This window comes from Streptococcus sp. HMSC072D05 (genome assembly GCF_001815805.1).
In the GTDB taxonomy this organism is placed as follows: Bacteria; Bacillota; Bacilli; order Lactobacillales; family Streptococcaceae; genus Streptococcus.
Map to the genome: position 1 here is coordinate 281,148 of NZ_KV822038.1, position 15,330 is coordinate 296,477.

General features: G+C 41.2%; 16 protein-coding genes. 15 read left to right on the forward strand and 1 reads right to left on the reverse strand.

The window, feature by feature from the left end; genetic code table 11:
• Positions 1 to 123 precede the first annotated feature (123 nt).
• The 10 genes from HMPREF3057_RS07210 (at position 124) to HMPREF3057_RS07255 (ending at position 9,769) form a co-directional block, all read left to right on the forward strand.
• A complete protein-coding gene (locus tag HMPREF3057_RS07210) occupies positions 124 to 1,167 on the forward strand; it encodes a DNA/RNA non-specific endonuclease (protein ID WP_070697044.1) in 1,044 nt (347 codons plus the stop codon).
• 97 nt (positions 1,168 to 1,264) lie between these two features.
• Positions 1,265 to 2,191 carry an aldo/keto reductase gene (locus tag HMPREF3057_RS07215; RefSeq protein ID WP_070697046.1) on the forward strand — a complete coding sequence of 309 codons (927 nt, stop codon included), beginning with the start codon at positions 1,265 to 1,267 and terminating at the stop codon, positions 2,189 to 2,191.
• Between the two features lie 98 nt (positions 2,192 to 2,289).
• Positions 2,290 to 2,526 (forward strand): DUF2829 domain-containing protein, encoded by a 237-nt coding sequence (locus HMPREF3057_RS07220; RefSeq protein WP_049479736.1) that lies wholly within the window; start codon positions 2,290 to 2,292, stop codon positions 2,524 to 2,526.
• Positions 2,519 to 3,217, forward strand: coding sequence for a 3-oxoacyl-ACP reductase (locus HMPREF3057_RS07225; RefSeq protein WP_049479735.1), 699 nt, complete (start codon positions 2,519 to 2,521; stop codon positions 3,215 to 3,217). Before HMPREF3057_RS07220 ends, HMPREF3057_RS07225 begins: the two co-directional genes overlap by 8 nt.
• Before the next feature lie 10 nt (positions 3,218 to 3,227).
• Positions 3,228 to 3,728, forward strand: a complete 501-nt coding sequence (locus HMPREF3057_RS07230; protein WP_049479733.1) for an NUDIX hydrolase — start codon at positions 3,228 to 3,230, stop codon at positions 3,726 to 3,728.
• Positions 3,706 to 4,554 (forward strand): putative PEP-binding protein, encoded by an 849-nt coding sequence (locus HMPREF3057_RS07235; RefSeq protein WP_070697048.1) that lies wholly within the window; start codon positions 3,706 to 3,708, stop codon positions 4,552 to 4,554. The genes HMPREF3057_RS07230 and HMPREF3057_RS07235 overlap by 23 nt, the downstream gene beginning before the upstream one ends.
• Complete coding sequence (locus HMPREF3057_RS07240) at positions 4,551 to 4,991, forward strand: ASCH domain-containing protein (protein WP_070697050.1); 441 nt, start codon at positions 4,551 to 4,553, stop codon at positions 4,989 to 4,991. The genes HMPREF3057_RS07235 and HMPREF3057_RS07240 overlap by 4 nt, the downstream gene beginning before the upstream one ends.
• Positions 4,992 to 5,111: 120 nt before the next feature.
• Entirely contained in the window at positions 5,112 to 7,658 is a 2,547-nt protein-coding gene (locus HMPREF3057_RS07245) for a M1 family metallopeptidase (protein WP_070697052.1), read from the forward strand.
• 109 nt (positions 7,659 to 7,767) lie between these two features.
• On the forward strand, positions 7,768 to 8,442 hold the full coding sequence (gene ciaR / locus HMPREF3057_RS07250) for a two-component system response regulator CiaR (RefSeq protein WP_000590630.1): 675 nt from the start codon (positions 7,768 to 7,770) through the stop codon (positions 8,440 to 8,442).
• Complete coding sequence (locus tag HMPREF3057_RS07255) at positions 8,432 to 9,769, forward strand: sensor histidine kinase (protein ID WP_000482345.1); 1,338 nt, start codon at positions 8,432 to 8,434, stop codon at positions 9,767 to 9,769. Before ciaR ends, HMPREF3057_RS07255 begins: the two co-directional genes overlap by 11 nt.
• Positions 9,770 to 9,833: 64 nt before the next feature.
• Here the strand turns inward: HMPREF3057_RS07255 and HMPREF3057_RS07260 are convergent, their stop codons facing one another.
• On the reverse strand, positions 9,834 to 10,118 hold the full coding sequence (locus tag HMPREF3057_RS07260; RefSeq protein ID WP_001276159.1) for a DUF3270 domain-containing protein: 285 nt from the start codon (positions 10,116 to 10,118) through the stop codon (positions 9,834 to 9,836).
• Positions 10,119 to 10,501: 383 nt separating this feature from the next.
• On the opposite strand from HMPREF3057_RS07260, the gene HMPREF3057_RS07265 reads away from it, so the two are divergent.
• The 5 genes from HMPREF3057_RS07265 to HMPREF3057_RS07285 all read left to right on the forward strand — a co-directional run bounded on the left by HMPREF3057_RS07265 (position 10,502) and on the right by HMPREF3057_RS07285 (position 15,330).
• Positions 10,502 to 11,557, forward strand: coding sequence for an ABC transporter permease (locus HMPREF3057_RS07265; protein ID WP_070697054.1), 1,056 nt, complete (start codon positions 10,502 to 10,504; stop codon positions 11,555 to 11,557).
• A 13-nt stretch (positions 11,558 to 11,570) separates the two neighbouring features.
• Positions 11,571 to 12,251, forward strand: coding sequence for an ABC transporter ATP-binding protein (locus HMPREF3057_RS07270; RefSeq protein ID WP_070697056.1), 681 nt, complete (start codon positions 11,571 to 11,573; stop codon positions 12,249 to 12,251).
• Positions 12,252 to 12,376: 125 nt separating this feature from the next.
• A complete protein-coding gene (locus HMPREF3057_RS07275) occupies positions 12,377 to 13,306 on the forward strand; it encodes a peptidase U32 family protein (RefSeq protein WP_000411181.1) in 930 nt (309 codons plus the stop codon).
• Between the two features lie 105 nt (positions 13,307 to 13,411).
• The gene (rpiA, locus tag HMPREF3057_RS07280) at positions 13,412 to 14,095 is read left to right on the forward strand and encodes a ribose-5-phosphate isomerase RpiA (RefSeq protein ID WP_049479721.1); all 684 of its coding nucleotides are present in this window, start codon (positions 13,412 to 13,414) and stop codon (positions 14,093 to 14,095) included.
• Positions 14,096 to 14,118: 23 nt separating this feature from the next.
• The gene (locus HMPREF3057_RS07285) at positions 14,119 to 15,330 is read left to right on the forward strand and encodes a phosphopentomutase (RefSeq protein ID WP_049479720.1); all 1,212 of its coding nucleotides are present in this window, start codon (positions 14,119 to 14,121) and stop codon (positions 15,328 to 15,330) included.

Consider the following 15,330-nt stretch of genomic DNA (forward strand, 5'->3'; position numbering starts at 1 on the left):
TTTGGACACCGTGAGAAAAATAGTATAATAACAGCTTCTTTATTCTTGAATAATTAGCAAAATGATAGTAAAATGTAGAAGCAAGCATTAGTATAGTTATTATACAAAACAAAGGAGTCTATTATGAAAAAGTTGCTATCCCTTTCACTTGCTTTACTTTCAGTAACAACACTTGTTGCTTGTTCTGGTCATAAGGTAGAACAAGCAGTTCCAGAAGAAAAAGTCGAACAGAAGCAAGCTAAGTTCGATGAAAAGTTGTTTAAAGAAGCTGGACTCTTGCCTTTTAAAAATGAGAAACAACTAGAACTTGGAGAGTTGGATTCCAAATCACGCGCGACGGGTGCTCATATTCAACTCAAGGATAGCGACGAGCCAACTGAAAAGAGAGAGCCTAAGATAAGTTATAACCCGGTTGGTTGGCACAACTATAATTTTTATTATGGAGATGGCTCTAAAAAGGCTTGGTTGATGAATCGTGGTCATTTGATTGGGTACCAGTTTAGCGGATTAAACGATGAAAAGAAAAACTTGGTTCCGATGACTAACTGGCTCAATGCTGGAACATATTATGGAACAGATAATACTAATCAAGAAAGCATGCTTTATTATGAAAATCGGTTGGACTCTTGGTTGGCCAATCACCCAAACTACTATCTTGACTACAAGGTGACCCCGATTTATCAAAAGGACGAATTGATTCCAAGACAGATTGAGTTGCAGTATGTGGGAATTGATGAAAACGGCAAACTCTTGGAGATCAAGCTGGGTGGTAGTAAGGAAAAGGTTGATCAGTATTCTGTGACGCATGTTATTCTAGACAATGTTTCAGCTAATGCGGAAATCAATTATTTGGATGGTACTGCTAAAAATACAGTTGAAAACGGAGAAGAAAAAGCTAAGAAAGAAGCTGAAGAAAAGGCTAAGAAGGAAGCTGAGGAAAAAGCCAAGAAAGAGGTTGAGGAAAAAGAAGCAGCTGAAAAGAAAGCGAAAGAGGAAGAAGAAGAAAAAGTACGTCAGGCTGCACAAGAAAAGGAAGAAAGTCAGGAATCAAACTCGCAATCAACAAATTCAGGCGGCTACTTTAGGGATAGAAACGGAAGATGGCACAGACCAAATGGTAAATTTGCTTCCAAGAAAGAAATTAGAGAAGCGGGATTGCAGTGGTAGGAAGATTTTAGTAGATATACAGTCAAAAAGCCGTTTTAAAGCGGTTTTTTTGTTATAATGAAGGGAAGAACGGTAGAAATTAAAGGAGAAAAATTTGATGAGATACATAACTCTTGGTCAAGCTGACAAAGAATTATCAGAAATTGTTCTCGGATTGATGAGAATAGAAGATAAGTCTGTAAAAGAAGTTGAAGAGCTTGTGGAAACAGCACTTTCTGTTGGAATCAATGCCTTCGACTTGGCTGATATATATGGTTGTGGTCGTTGTGAAGAACTGTTAGGTCTTGTCCTAAAAAATCGTCCAGATTTAAGAGAAGAGATGTGGATTCAGTCAAAATGTGGAATTCGCATTGAAGAATTTACCTATTTTGATTTTTCAAAAGACTATATTTTAGAATCAGTAGATGGTATTTTGCAAAGATTGAAGATTGATCATCTAGATAGCTTGCTTCTACATCGACCAGATGCTCTGATGGAAGCTGACCAAGTAGCAGAAGCCTTTGATCTCCTTTATAAACAAGGTAAGGTTCGAGATTTTGGAGTTTCTAATCAAAATCCTATGATGATGGAGTTGCTTAAAAAAGATGTCAAGCAGCCGTTAGCTGTTAATCAGCTACAATTGAGTGCGGCTTTTACTCCAGGATTCGAATCTGGTTTTCATGTTAATATGGAAGATAGTCAAGCAACTATGCGAGATGGTAGCATTTTTGAATATTGCAAATTGCACGATGTGGTCATTCAAGCATGGTCTGTCTTACAATTCGGGTATTTTAAAGGGAATTTTGTTGGAAATGAGAAATTTCAAGCTTTGAATCAAGTACTTGATCGTTTAGCTTTTAAATATGGAGTAACTCCTTCAACTATTGCAATTTCTTGGATATTGCGTTATCCAGCTAAAATTCAGGCAGTCGTAGGTACAACAAATCCAAAGCATTTGATAGAAGCTAGCCAAGCAACAAACTTTAGCTTAACAAGAAAAGAATGGTATGAAATTTATCTTGCTGCAGGGAATGATTTGCCCTAGGTAGAAGCAGATTTGAATAAATCACAATCAAAAAGCCGTTTTAAAGCGGTTTTTTGTTATAATGAAGTGAAGATTTATCGATATAAAAGGAGAAAACTATGACATTTGAAGAAATTTTGCCTGGGTTAAAGGCTAAGAAAAAATATGTTCGTACTGGCTGGGGAGGGGCTGAAAACTATGTTCAACTTTTTGATACTATCGAGCAAAACGGGATTGCACTTGAAGTGACGCCCTATTTCCTAATCAACGTGTCTGGGGAGGGAGAAGGTTTTTCCATGTGGAGCCCGACACCTTGTGATGTTTTGGCGACGGACTGGGTAGAAGTCCATGACTAGACGTGTATTGATGACGGGAGTAAGTTCAGGGATTGGTCTGGCTCAAGCACGACTCTTTTTAGAGAATGGCTATCAAGTTTATGGAGTTGACCAAGGTGAAAATCCACTCTTAGAGCGTGATTTTCACTTTTTACAGAGAGATTTGACCTTGGACTTGGAGCCAATTTTTGACTGGTGTCCTCAGGTGGATGTCTTGTGCAATACTGCTGGAGTTTTGGATGATTTCAAACCACTTTTGGAACAATCAGCCCAGGAAATTCAAGAGATTTTTGAAATCAACTATATGACTCCTGTTGAGTTGACTCGTTATTATTTGACGCAAATGCTGGAAAATAAAAAAGGAATTATCATCAATATGTGTTCGATTGCTTCAAGTCTAGCTGGCGGAGGTGGTCACGCCTATACCTCGTCTAAGCACGCCTTAGCTGGCTTTACCAAGCAGTTGGCTCTAGACTATGCTGAGGATGGTATTCAGGTCTTTGGGATTGCTCCAGGGGCAGTCAAGACAGCTATGACCGCTGCCGACTTTGAACCAGGTGGCTTAGCTGACTGGGTGGCTAGTGAAACGCCCATCAAACGCTGGATTGAGCCAGAGGAAGTAGCAGTGATTAGCCTTTTCTTAGCAAGTGGAAAAGCGAGCGCCATGCAAGGACAAATCCTGACTATTGATGGTGGCTGGTCTTTGAAGTAGGAGGAGTTGGATGGAAATCAAAAAACACTTTGGAGTCTATGCTGTTTGCTTTGAAAATAGGAAGTTACTCTGCATTGAAAAAACGAGAGGCCCTTATCAACATCGTTATGATCTACCCGGTGGTAGTCAGCAACTTGGTGAAGGACTGACGGAAACGCTGATTAGAGAAGTTATGGAAGAGACAGGATTTACTGTTAGAAGCTACTCCAATCCTCGAATCTACGATATTTTCGTCAGGGAAGAGTTAAAAAATTGTGTGGTTCACCATATCATGGCATTTTATGATATTGAGGTCAACGAGAAGGAAGCTCAAGTTACTATTTCGGAAGCTGTCTCTGATGGTGCGAATGATTCACTCGGATATGTTTGGATGGATATTCAGAAAATCACAGAAGAAAATGCATCACCATTAGTCTTGAAGATTAAGTCTGAATTATTAGGATTTCCAGAGCTGGACAAGACCTTGTATATGAATTGGAAGGTGAATGATGAGAAACCAACTTGTCCTTAGTGGCGAACAAATTGTTGAAAAAGTTTATCCTCAGTTATTGCACCACGTCGGTATGATTCGTGGAGAATACTTACTGAGAGAGCTCAATCAAAATATCCTATTAGCAAGTTGTCAACAATTTGTAAAAGATTATCTAGATACCATTTGCTCCTTGTACTCAGATGAAGAGGTTTGGTATCGTTTTTCAGAGTTAACAAATACAGAAGCTAATTGTTTAGAGGGGACTAAAGAGCATTTTGATGAAAATCATCCCTTGTTTGGTTATAGAGGAACTAGGCGCTTGCTGGCGTGTCCTGATGAATTTCAGGCTGAAGCACATGTCGTTACAGAAGTTTATCAAACAAATCCCAATCTGTCTGTTATTTTTCCTTTTATCAATGATGCTGAGCAGTTAAAACAAGCTATTAGAGTATTGCGTGAGCATGGTTTTACTGGAAAAGTCGGCACAATGATTGAATTACCGTCAGCTTATTTTGACTTGGACAGGATACTGGAAACTGGTATTTCAAAGATTATAGTTGGAATGAATGATTTGACTTCTTTTGTTTTTGCGACTGTGAGAAACAGTCAATGGCATGATATGGAAAGTCCAATAATGTTAGATATGCTAAGAGATATGCAGGATAAAGCAAGGATAAAAAAGATTGACTTTGCTGTAGCAGGCTATCTGAATACTTCTTTCATACAAAAAATGAATCAGATGGGTATCAAGTGTATTATCCACTACAGTTCTATTCCAGAGATTTTTAATTTAGAGATTGATCATCCAGACCACCTCAAACGTATAAAAGAAGTAAGTAAAAAATTACAAAGGAGCAACCCATGACACCGCAAGAAATGTGGAATGACTACAAGCAAATCAACCCCTCTATCGGAGATGAGATAGATGCCTGGGCTTTTGGAGTGGAAGCAGATCTCTTGGCAGATTTGGTTTTAAAAGTCGAAAAGACAGCAACTGCCTCAGCCTACGACCTCTATGCAATAGAAGACGAACCTCTTCCACGAGAAGGAACCTTTGACATCATTTTAGATAGCCAAGATCGAGCTGTCTGCATTGTCGAAATTACTAAGGTTTCCGTTCAGCCCTTTCATCAAGTTTCTGCTGACCATGCCTATAAGGAAGGTGAGGGAGACAAATCTTTAGCCTATTGGCGTCAGGTTCATGAGGACTGTTTCGCCGAGTGGCTGAGAGAGGCAGGACTGACTTTTACACCTGACAGCAAGGTTGTTTTGGAAGAATTTCGCAAGGTCTACCCACTCTAGACTGCAGAAGGAAGAAAGTTTTGGAAATTACCGTCCAATCCTTTTTTCTAAAGCAAAACATGATATAATAAGTTTGTTTGAAGAAGAGTAAAACTCTTAAACTTAGAATAGGAGAAAACTATGCAAGCAGTTGAACATTTTATTACGCAATTTGTTCCTGAACACTATGATTTATTTTTAGACTTGAGTCGTGAGACCAAGACCTTTTCTGGGAAGGTGACCATCACTGGTCAAGCCAAGACTGACCGTATTTCCCTTCACCAAAAAGATTTGGAAATCGCTTTTGTAGAAGTTGCGGGTCAAGCTCGTCCGTTTACAGTTGACCATGACAATGAAGCCCTTCATATCGAATTGGCTGAGACTGGTCAAGTTGAATTGGTCATCGCTTTTTCAGGAAAAATCACAGACAACATGACAGGGATTTACCCTTCTTATTACACAGTTGATGGTGTCAAGAAGGAAGTCCTGTCTACTCAGTTTGAAAGCCATTTTGCGCGTGAAGCCTTCCCATGTGTGGACGAGCCTGAAGCCAAAGCAACTTTTGACCTCGCTCTACGTTTTGACCAAGCGGAAGGTGAAGTGGCCCTGTCAAACATGCCAGAAATTGATGTGGAAGACCGTAAGGAAACAGGCGTCTGGAAGTTTGAGACAACACCTCGCATGTCTTCTTACTTGTTAGCCTTTGTAGCTGGTGATTTGCAAGGGGTTACTGCTAAAACTAAAAATGGTACTCTCGTTGGTGTCTACTCAACCAAAGCCCACCCCCTATCAAACCTTGATTTCTCACTGGACATCGCCGTTCGCTCAATCGAGTTTTACGAAGATTACTACGGAGTTAAGTATCCAATTCCTCAATCGCTCCACATCGCCCTTCCTGACTTCTCAGCAGGTGCAATGGAAAACTGGGGTCTTGTGACTTACCGTGAAGTTTACTTGGTTGTGGATGAGAACTCAACCTTTGCTAGCCGTCAACAAGTTGCCCTTGTTGTGGCACATGAGTTGGCTCACCAATGGTTTGGTAACCTCGTGACTATGAAATGGTGGGATGACCTTTGGCTTAATGAAAGCTTCGCTAACATGATGGAATACGTCTGTGTGGATGCCATCGAGCCAAGTTGGAACATCTTTGAAGACTTCCAAACAGGTGGAGTTCCAGCGGCGCTTAAACGTGATGCGACTGATGGGGTTCAGTCTGTCCACGTCGAAGTCAAACACCCAGATGAAATCAACACGCTCTTTGATGGCGCTATCGTTTATGCCAAAGGAAGCCGTCTTATGCACATGCTTCGCCGTTGGCTAGGTGATGCTGATTTTGCTAAGGGTTTGCACGCTTACTTTGAAAAACACCAATACAGCAACACCATTGGTCGTCACCTTTGGGATGCTCTTGGTCAAGCATCAGGACGTGATGTCGCAGCCTTCATGGATTCTTGGTTGGAACAACCTGGTTATCCAGTTCTCACTGTCAAAGTTGAAAATGACGTCTTGAAGATTTCGCAAAAACAATTCTTTATCGGTGAGCACGAAGACAAGAACCGCCTCTGGGTAGTGCCACTCAACAGCAACTGGAAAGGTTTGCCAGACACACTTGAAACTGAAAGTATCGAAATCCCTGACTATGCCGCTCTTCTTGCTGAAAACAAAGGAGCACTTCGCCTCAATACTGAAAATACTGCCCACTACATTACAGACTATCAAGGAGACTTGTTAGATGCTGTTCTTGCTGAGTTAGAGACACTTGATAACACAAGCAAACTGCAAATCGTTCAAGAACGTCGTTTGTTGGCTGAAGCAGGGCACATTTCTTATGCAGACTTGCTTCCAGTCCTTGATAAACTTGCTAAGGAAGAGTCTTATCTGGTGGTTTCAGCTGTTTCTCAAGTGATTTCTGCCCTTGAGCGCTTTATCGATGAAGGTACAGAAGCTGAGAAAGCCTTTAACAGTCTGGTTGCTAAATTGGCTCGTCATAACTATGACCGTCTTGGCTTTGAAGCCAAAGACGGAGAATCAGATGAGGATGAATTGGTTCGTCAGTTGGCCGTTTCTATGATGATTCGCTCCAATGATGCAGAAGCTAGTCAAGTCGCTAGCCAAATCTTTGCAGCTCACAAGGAGAACCTTGCAGGACTTCCAGCAGCCATCCGTGCACAAGTTCTTATCAATGAAATGAAACACTATGAGACCAAGGACTTGGTCGCAACTTATCTGGACCTCTACACTCATGCGACGGATGCGGTCTTCAAACGCCAGTTGGCAGCTGCTCTAGCCTACAGTACAGATGCTGACAATATCCAAACCTTGATTCGTTCATGGAAGGACAAATTTGTGGTGAAACCACAAGACCTTTCTTCATGGTACCTCCAATTCCTCGGACACCAAACAACTCAAGAAACTGTTTGGGTATGGGCGCGTGAAAACTGGGATTGGATCAAGGCAGCTCTTGGTGGGGATATGAGCTTTGATAGCTTTGTCATCTTCCCATCACACATCTTTAAAACAGAAGAACGCTTGGCTGAGTATAAGGAATTCTTTGAACCGCAACTTTCTGACCTAGCTCTTAGCCGTAATATCCGCATGGGGATCAAGGATATCGCAGCGCGTGTTGACTTGATTAAGCGTGAGAAAGCAGCAGTCGAAGCTGTTGTAGCCCAATATGGCAAGGCTTAATTCGTTCAAAATGTAAACAAAAACTCAACTTTCTATCTGAAAAGAAGAGAGAGTTGAGTTTTTTTTAAGGCAATTTTGGTATAATAATCATAACAAGGAGGAGTTTCTGATGATAAAAATCTTATTAGTAGAAGATGACCTGGGTCTGTCAAACTCAGTATTTGACTTTTTGGATGATTTTGCAGATGTCATGCAGGTCTTTGATGGAGAAGAAGGTCTCTACGAAGCTGAAAGTGGCGTTTATGACTTGATTTTGCTTGACCTGATGTTGCCGGAAAAAAATGGGTTCCAAGTCTTGAAAGAATTGCGTGAAAAAGGAATCACGACACCAGTCCTTATCATGACTGCCAAAGAGAGTTTGGATGACAAGGGACACGGTTTTGAGCTTGGAGCGGATGACTACCTCACCAAACCTTTCTACCTTGAAGAACTCAAAATGCGAATCCAAGCCCTTCTCAAACGTTCAGGTAAGTTTAACGAAAACACCTTGACCTATGGAGATATTGTCGTCAACCTTTCAACGAATGAAGTGAAGGTGGAAGACACTCCTGTGGAACTACTCGGAAAAGAGTTTGAATTATTGGTTTACTTCCTTCAAAATCAAAATGTTATTCTTCCTAAGACGCAAATTTTTGACCGTCTATGGGGATTTGATAGCGATACGACGATTTCCGTTGTAGAAGTCTATGTCTCAAAAGTTCGTAAGAAATTGAAGGGAACAGCCTTTGCTGAAAATCTTCAAACCTTGCGTAGTGTCGGGTATATTTTAAAAGATGTTCAATAAACTAAAAAAAACATGGTATGCGGATGATTTCAGCTATTTCATTCGAAACTTTGGAGTGTTCACCCTGATCTTCTCTGCTATGACCTTGATTATCCTCCAGGTCATGCACTCGAGTCTCTACACTTCTGTAGATGAAAAACTCCAAGCCCTTAGTAGCAGTCCCCAAGCGGTTATCCAGTTAGCCCTGAATCGGGCAACTGAAGAGGTTAAGGATATTCAACCAGCAACAGCGGATGCCAACAAGGCTGAAATCAAGCCCAATGTCAGCTCCAATACGGAAGTCTTGCTCTTTGACAAGGATTTTAATCAGCTCTTACTGGGCAATCGCTTTTTAGGTTTGGACAAGATCAAGCTGGACAAAAAGGAGTTGAATCACATTCGCCAAATCCAAGTTGTCAATAGCTATGGTCAGGAAGAAACCTATCGGATGATTTTGATGGAAACCAACTCATCTTCCGTCTCAAGTAACGTCAAATATGCTGCGGTTTTAATCAATACCAGCCAGCTCGAGCAAATCAGCCAAAACCACGAGCATTTAATTGTTGTAGTCATGGCTAGTTTCTGGCTCCTGTCTTTAATTGCCAGTGTTTATCTGGCACGTGTCAGTGTCAAACCCTTGCTGGAAAGTATGCAAAAGCAGAAGTCCTTTGTTGAAAATGCGAGTCACGAACTGAGAACGCCTTTGGCCGTTTTACAAAATCGTTTAGAAAATCTCTTTCGAAAACCAGAGGCAACGATTATGGAATCCAGCGAAAGTATCGCTTCCAGTCTTGAAGAAGTTCGCAACATGCGCTTCCTCACGACCAATCTTCTCAACCTTGCACGTCGCGATGATGGAATTAAACCAGAAATAGCAGAAGTATCACCACAGTTCTTTAAGACGACCTTTGCTAACTATGAGTTGATTGCTTCTGAAAATGATCGTATTTTTGAGTATGAAAATCGGATTTATCGTCCCTTTATGACCGATCAGTTGCTCCTAAAACAGCTCATGACCATCTTATTTGACAATGCCATCAAGTATACTGAAGAAGATGGGAAAATTGAGTTTATAGTCCATGCTACAGATCGTCACCTCTATCTAACAGTAACGGATAACGGAATTGGAATCTCAGCTGCTGACAAGAAGAAAATCTTTGACCGTTTTTATCGTGTAGACAAGGCAAGAACTCGTCAGAAAGGTGGCTTTGGTCTTGGACTATCCTTGGCCAAGCAAATCGTAGATGCCTTACGAGGAACGATTAGCGTAAAAGATAACAAACCTAGAGGAACAATTTTTGAAGTTAAGATCGCTATTCAATCTCCTTCAAAACGTAAGAATAAATAAAAAAGACAGTTAGAGAACTGTCTTTTTTGATAACTAGAAAAGAGGTTGGTAGTAGTACCAACCTTTATTTCGAAAATTTTCGTTTCATTATCTTTCGTTGAAGTTGTAAAAGGGCGAAACTAAGACCCATTGCAGCGACAAAGGATAAAGCTGTATTTAATTTTATAGCTAAAAAGATAAAACTAAAAAGTGCCATAAAAATACAGAAACAAGCGATATTTACAAAAAATAAAATCTCTTTTAGGTTAGGGCCGACTGGGGCTTCAGGTGTGTAATCTTGGTAAAGCGGAGTTTGTTTTGATTCGGGAGCTTGTTCAAACTCATAAGCTTCTAGTTTTCTTGCGGACATGATTCTCTCCTTAACAGTACATAACTATTTTATCATTTTTTATGCAGAGAATTATTACAGGATTGTTACAAAACTACTAAAGTCTCTTATCATCCTCTAAGTCGCTCTCTTGACACCTACAAGGGAAAATGGTAGCATGGATGTTACACTTAAAACAGATGACATGACCTTCTCTTTTATAAATATACTGAGAAAGAAAAGGATAACTTATATAAATTGATAGTAAGCTGAGGCTTTTCCTAAGATGATTTGTTGAGTTGCTACCTGGATACTTTTGAAGAGTATTGATAGGAGTTGTTTTGAATGGATGATAAGACAGAGATTCTGTCTATTGGTCTGGGTGGCATTCTTGCTACCTCTGGGAAAAGTAAAAGGAGATAAGCATGTATCTTGCTATCAAAGAGATATTACGAAACAAACTTCGATATAGTTTGATCTTAACGACCATTTTTCTTATCGCTTTTATGGTCTTTTTTATGACCAGTCTAGCTCTTGGTCTTGTGCGAAACAACCGGGCCGCTATTGATAATTGGCAAGCGACGGGTGTCGTTTTATCCGACTACGCAAATGATAATTTGACGGCATCTTTTATTCCTGAAAAAGACTACAAGGAAAAGAGTTCTGAAGAGGCTGCTCCATTGGGCTATATGTTCGCTGTGACCAATCTAGTCGATGGTAGTGAAAAGATTAACGTTTCCATCTTTGCTCAAAACTGGGACTCTTTTATCTCTCCTAGTTTGACGGAGGGTCGTTATCCTGAAAGAGATGATGAGGTTGTCGTGGATCAGTCTTTTGAGAACTATGGGATGAAGCTAGGTGATGCCATTCAGCTCAATGGAAGTGAGACAAGTTACAAGATCGTAGGCCTGACTCAAGGAAATAAGTTTTTCACCGAGCCTGTTGTCTTTACGAGTCTGACAACTTATTGGACCTTACAAGGAACCTTGAAAGCCAATCGTTCCATCTCTGCCTTAGTTTTGAAAAATGACATAGAAGTGTCTGGCGATGGACTGAAACAGATTTCCATTCCAAAAATGATTTCGAAAATTCCTGGTTACACACCTCAGGTTAATGTATTTTCAGGAATGATTCTTGCTATGATTGTCATCACAGGCTTGATTGTGGGGATTTTTGTTTATATCATTACTATCCAAAAACTAGGACTTTATGGAATAATGCGAGCTCAGGGAATACAGATCAAAACCATTGTATGGTCTCTATTCTGTCAAATCTTCCTCCTAGCTGGTATGGGGATTGCTTTAGCCTTGCTGGCAATCGGAGGAGTGATTTTAGTCTTACCAGCTACCTTCTTTTTCTATCCAAGTTGGATAGCCTACTCGGTCCTAAGTTTGGTAATTTGCTTGATGGCCCTTCTAGGTGGTGTCATTTCACTACCACGCTTGCTAAAGGTGGACCCGATTACTGCGATTGCAGAGTGATAAGGAGTATAGTATGACAGCATTGATAGAAATGACTCAAGTGACAAAAACCTACGGGGAAGGAAAGATGAAAGTCGTTGCCCTGCATGAGACAAATTTTCAGCTAAATGCAGGAGAGTTCGTAGCTATTGTTGGGCCTTCTGGCTCTGGCAAGACAACCTTTCTAACAACTCTAGGACAACTACAGGAAGCTTCGAGTGGAAAGATTCTAGTAAAGGGGAAGGAAACAGGCAGTTTGACGGAGAAGGAGAAAACAGACCTCCGTTTTAGAGAGTTTAGTTTCATTCTTCAGGCTTCAAACCTAATTCCTTTTCTAACGGTCAAGGAACAGCTGGATTTGATAGACAGACTAGATAAGGGAAAAAATAGCAAAAGTGACCGAAAAGAGCTCTTTGACCTGTTGGATTTGGAAAAAGTAAAAGAACAGTATCCCAAGGCTCTATCAGGTGGCGAACGTCAACGTGCCGCGATTGCTAGAGCGCTCTATAACAATCCGAGCATTGTGCTTGCAGATGAGCCGACAGCCAGTCTAGACACCGAGCGTGCTTACCAAGTAACGGAGATGCTGGCTGCCATTGCCCATGAACAAGGCAGAGGAGTTGTTATGATTACGCATGATACTCGCCTTCTTGATAAGGTTGATCGTATTTATGTCATGAACGATGGCCACCTAGTTGAAGAAACACATGCATAAAATAGAGTGAATGGTACAAGTTACTGTTCACTTTTTTGATTGGAAAAGATAGAAACAAGTTTAACTTTTTGTGAAACTCCCAGTACCCATAGCTGATTTTTGAGAAATGTGGTATAATTTTTCTTATGGAAAAGATTATCATTACAGCAACTGCTGAAAGTATTGAACAAGTTGAACAGTTACTCGAAGCCGGCGTAGACCGTATCTATGTTGGTGAGAAAGATTTTGGACTTCGTCTGCCAACAACCTTTAGCTATGAAGAGTTACGCACCATCGCTAAGCTGGTTCATGAAGCAGGCAAGGAATTGATTGTTGCGGTTAATGCCCTCATGCACCAAGATATGATGGACCGTATCAAGCCTTTCCTAGACTTCTTGGAAGAAATCAAGACAGACTATATTACAGTAGGAGATGCAGGTGTCTTTTATGTGGTCAACCGTGATGGCTATTCCTTTAAGACCATCTACGATGCTTCAACCATGGTGACAAGCAGTCGTCAGATTAACTTCTGGGGTCAAAAGGCAGGCGCCTCTGAGGCTGTTTTGGCGCGTGAAATTCCATCTGCTGAACTCTTCAAGATGCCAGAGATTTTGGAAATTCCTGCTGAAGTATTGGTTTATGGAGCTAGTGTCATTCATCATTCTAAGCGTCCGCTCTTGCAAAACTACTATAACTTCACGCACATCGATGATGAAAAGACACGTAAACGTGACCTCTTCTTAGCAGAACCGAGTGACCCTGAGAGCCATTACTCTATCTTTGAAGACAATCATGGGACCCACATTTTTGCAAATAACGACCTTGATTTGATGACCAAATTGACAGAATTGGTGGAGCATGGTTTTACTCACTGGAAGCTAGAGGGGCTCTACACACCTGGTCAGAATTTTGTAGAAATTGCTAAACTCTTTATCCAAGCACGTGGCTTGATCCAAGAGGGCAACTTTAGCCATGACCAAGCCTTCTTGTTAGATGAGGAAGTGCGCAAGTTACACCCTAAAAACCGTTTCCTCGATACAGGATTCTATGATTACGATCCTGATATGGTTAAATAGGACACCAAAACCCGAAATAAAAATGTTCGGGTTTTTCCAGTGTATCCATGAAATAAAAACGGATACATGTTATAATAAAAATAGCTCTTTAATGGAGGTGTTTAAGTGGAGAATCTGAAAAAGATAGCAGGTATCAAGGCTGCTGAGTTTGTCAAGGATGGTATGGTTGTTGGACTCGGTACTGGATCAACTGCTTACTATTTCGTAGAAGAAATCGGTCGTCGGATTAAGGAAGAAGGTTTGCAGATTACTGCTGTAACGACTTCCAGTGTGACCAGTAAACAGGCTGAAGGTCTTAACATCCCTCTCAAGTCGATTGATCAAGTAGACTTTGTCGATGTGACGGTTGATGGGGCGGATGAAGTAGATAGCCAGTTTAACGGAATCAAAGGCGGTGGTGGTGCCCTTCTGATGGAGAAGGTTGTCGCAACGCCCTCAAAAGAATACATTTGGGTGGTAGATGAAAGCAAACTGGTAGAGAAACTAGGTGCTTTTAAATTGCCTGTAGAAGTGGTTCAGTATGGTGCAGAACAGGTCTTTCGTCGGTTTAAGCGAGCTGGCTACAAACCAAGTTTCCGTGAAAAAGACGGCCAACGTTTTGTGACCGATATGCAGAACTTTATCATTGATCTAGCCTTGGATGTCATTGAAGATCCAATTGCTTTCGGGCAAGAATTGGACCATGTCGTTGGTGTCGTAGAGCACGGCTTGTTCAACCAAATGGTGGATAAGGTCATCGTAGCGGGACGAGATGGTGTTCAGATTTTAACTTCAACAAAAGCAAACTAATCAACATAATAAGGAGACAGACTATGTCAAAATTTAATCGTATTCACTTGGTGGTACTGGATTCTGTGGGAATCGGTGCTGCACCAGATGCCAATAACTTTGTCAATGCAGGGGTTCCAGATGGAGCTTCTGACACACTAGGACACATTTCCAAAACAGTTGGTTTGAATGTGCCAAACATGGCTAAAATCGGTCTAGGAAATATTCCTCGCGAAACTCCTCTAAAGACTGTACCAGCTGAAAGCAATCCAACAGGATATGCAACAAAATTGGAAGAAGTTTCCCTTGGTAAGGATACAATGACTGGTCACTGGGAAATCATGGGACTCAACATTACCGAGCCTTTCGATACTTTCTGGAACGGATTCCCAGAAGAAATCTTGACAAAGATCGAAGAATTTTCAGGACGCAAGGTCATTCGTGAAGCCAACAAACCGTACTCAGGTACAGCTGTTATTGACGATTTTGGGCCACGTCAAATGGAAACTGGGGAGTTGATTATCTATACTTCAGCTGACCCAGTTTTGCAGATTGCTGCCCACGAAGATATCATTCCTTTAGATGAACTTTATCGTATTTGTGAATACGCTCGTTCGATTACCCTTGAGCGCCCAGCCCTTCTAGGTCGTATCATTGCCCGTCCATATGTTGGTGAACCAGGTAACTTCACTCGTACGGCAAATCGTCGTGACTTGGCCGTATCTCCATTTGCACCAACTGTTTTGGATAAATTGAACGAAGCAGGTATCGATACTTACGCTGTTGGTAAAATCAACGATATCTTTAACGGAGCTGGTATCAATCATGACATGGGCCACAACAAGTCAAACAGCCACGGAATTGATACATTATTGAAGACCATGGGACTTGCTGAATTTGAAAAAGGATTCTCCTTCACAAACTTAGTTGACTTTGATGCCCTTTACGGCCACCGTCGCAATGCTCATGGTTACCGTGATTGCTTGCATGAGTTTGATGAACGCTTGCCTGAAATTATCGCTGCCATGAGAGAGGATGACCTTCTCTTGATTACTGCTGACCATGGAAATGACCCAACCTATGCAGGAACAGACCACACTCGTGAATATATCCCACTTTTAGCTTACAGCCCTAGCTTTAAGGGAAATGGTGTCATTCCAGTTGGACATTTTGCAGATATCTCAGCGACAGTTGCGGATAACTTTGGTGTTGAAACTGCCATGATTGGGGAAAGTTTCTTAGATAAATTGGTATAA

What these genes read in the sequence shown, in the direction of transcription:
- HMPREF3057_RS07210 (WP_070697044.1), top strand. Translation starts at nt 124, where the DNA reads ATGAAAAAGTTGCTATCCCTTTCACTTGCTTTACTTTCAGTAACAACA.
- HMPREF3057_RS07215 (WP_070697046.1), top strand. Translation starts at nt 1,265, where the DNA reads ATGAGATACATAACTCTTGGTCAAGCTGACAAAGAATTATCAGAAATT.
- HMPREF3057_RS07220 (WP_049479736.1), top strand. Translation starts at nt 2,290, where the DNA reads ATGACATTTGAAGAAATTTTGCCTGGGTTAAAGGCTAAGAAAAAATAT.
- HMPREF3057_RS07225 (WP_049479735.1), top strand. Translation starts at nt 2,519, where the DNA reads ATGACTAGACGTGTATTGATGACGGGAGTAAGTTCAGGGATTGGTCTG.
- HMPREF3057_RS07230 (WP_049479733.1), top strand. Translation starts at nt 3,228, where the DNA reads ATGGAAATCAAAAAACACTTTGGAGTCTATGCTGTTTGCTTTGAAAAT.
- HMPREF3057_RS07235 (WP_070697048.1), top strand. Translation starts at nt 3,706, where the DNA reads ATGAGAAACCAACTTGTCCTTAGTGGCGAACAAATTGTTGAAAAAGTT.
- HMPREF3057_RS07240 (WP_070697050.1), top strand. Translation starts at nt 4,551, where the DNA reads ATGACACCGCAAGAAATGTGGAATGACTACAAGCAAATCAACCCCTCT.
- HMPREF3057_RS07245 (WP_070697052.1), top strand. Translation starts at nt 5,112, where the DNA reads ATGCAAGCAGTTGAACATTTTATTACGCAATTTGTTCCTGAACACTAT.
- ciaR (WP_000590630.1), top strand. Translation starts at nt 7,768, where the DNA reads ATGATAAAAATCTTATTAGTAGAAGATGACCTGGGTCTGTCAAACTCA.
- HMPREF3057_RS07255 (WP_000482345.1), top strand. Translation starts at nt 8,432, where the DNA reads ATGTTCAATAAACTAAAAAAAACATGGTATGCGGATGATTTCAGCTAT.
- HMPREF3057_RS07260 (WP_001276159.1), bottom strand. Translation starts at nt 10,118, where the DNA reads ATGTCCGCAAGAAAACTAGAAGCTTATGAGTTTGAACAAGCTCCCGAA.
- HMPREF3057_RS07265 (WP_070697054.1), top strand. Translation starts at nt 10,502, where the DNA reads ATGTATCTTGCTATCAAAGAGATATTACGAAACAAACTTCGATATAGT.
- HMPREF3057_RS07270 (WP_070697056.1), top strand. Translation starts at nt 11,571, where the DNA reads ATGACAGCATTGATAGAAATGACTCAAGTGACAAAAACCTACGGGGAA.
- HMPREF3057_RS07275 (WP_000411181.1), top strand. Translation starts at nt 12,377, where the DNA reads ATGGAAAAGATTATCATTACAGCAACTGCTGAAAGTATTGAACAAGTT.
- HMPREF3057_RS07285 (WP_049479720.1), top strand. Translation starts at nt 14,119, where the DNA reads ATGTCAAAATTTAATCGTATTCACTTGGTGGTACTGGATTCTGTGGGA.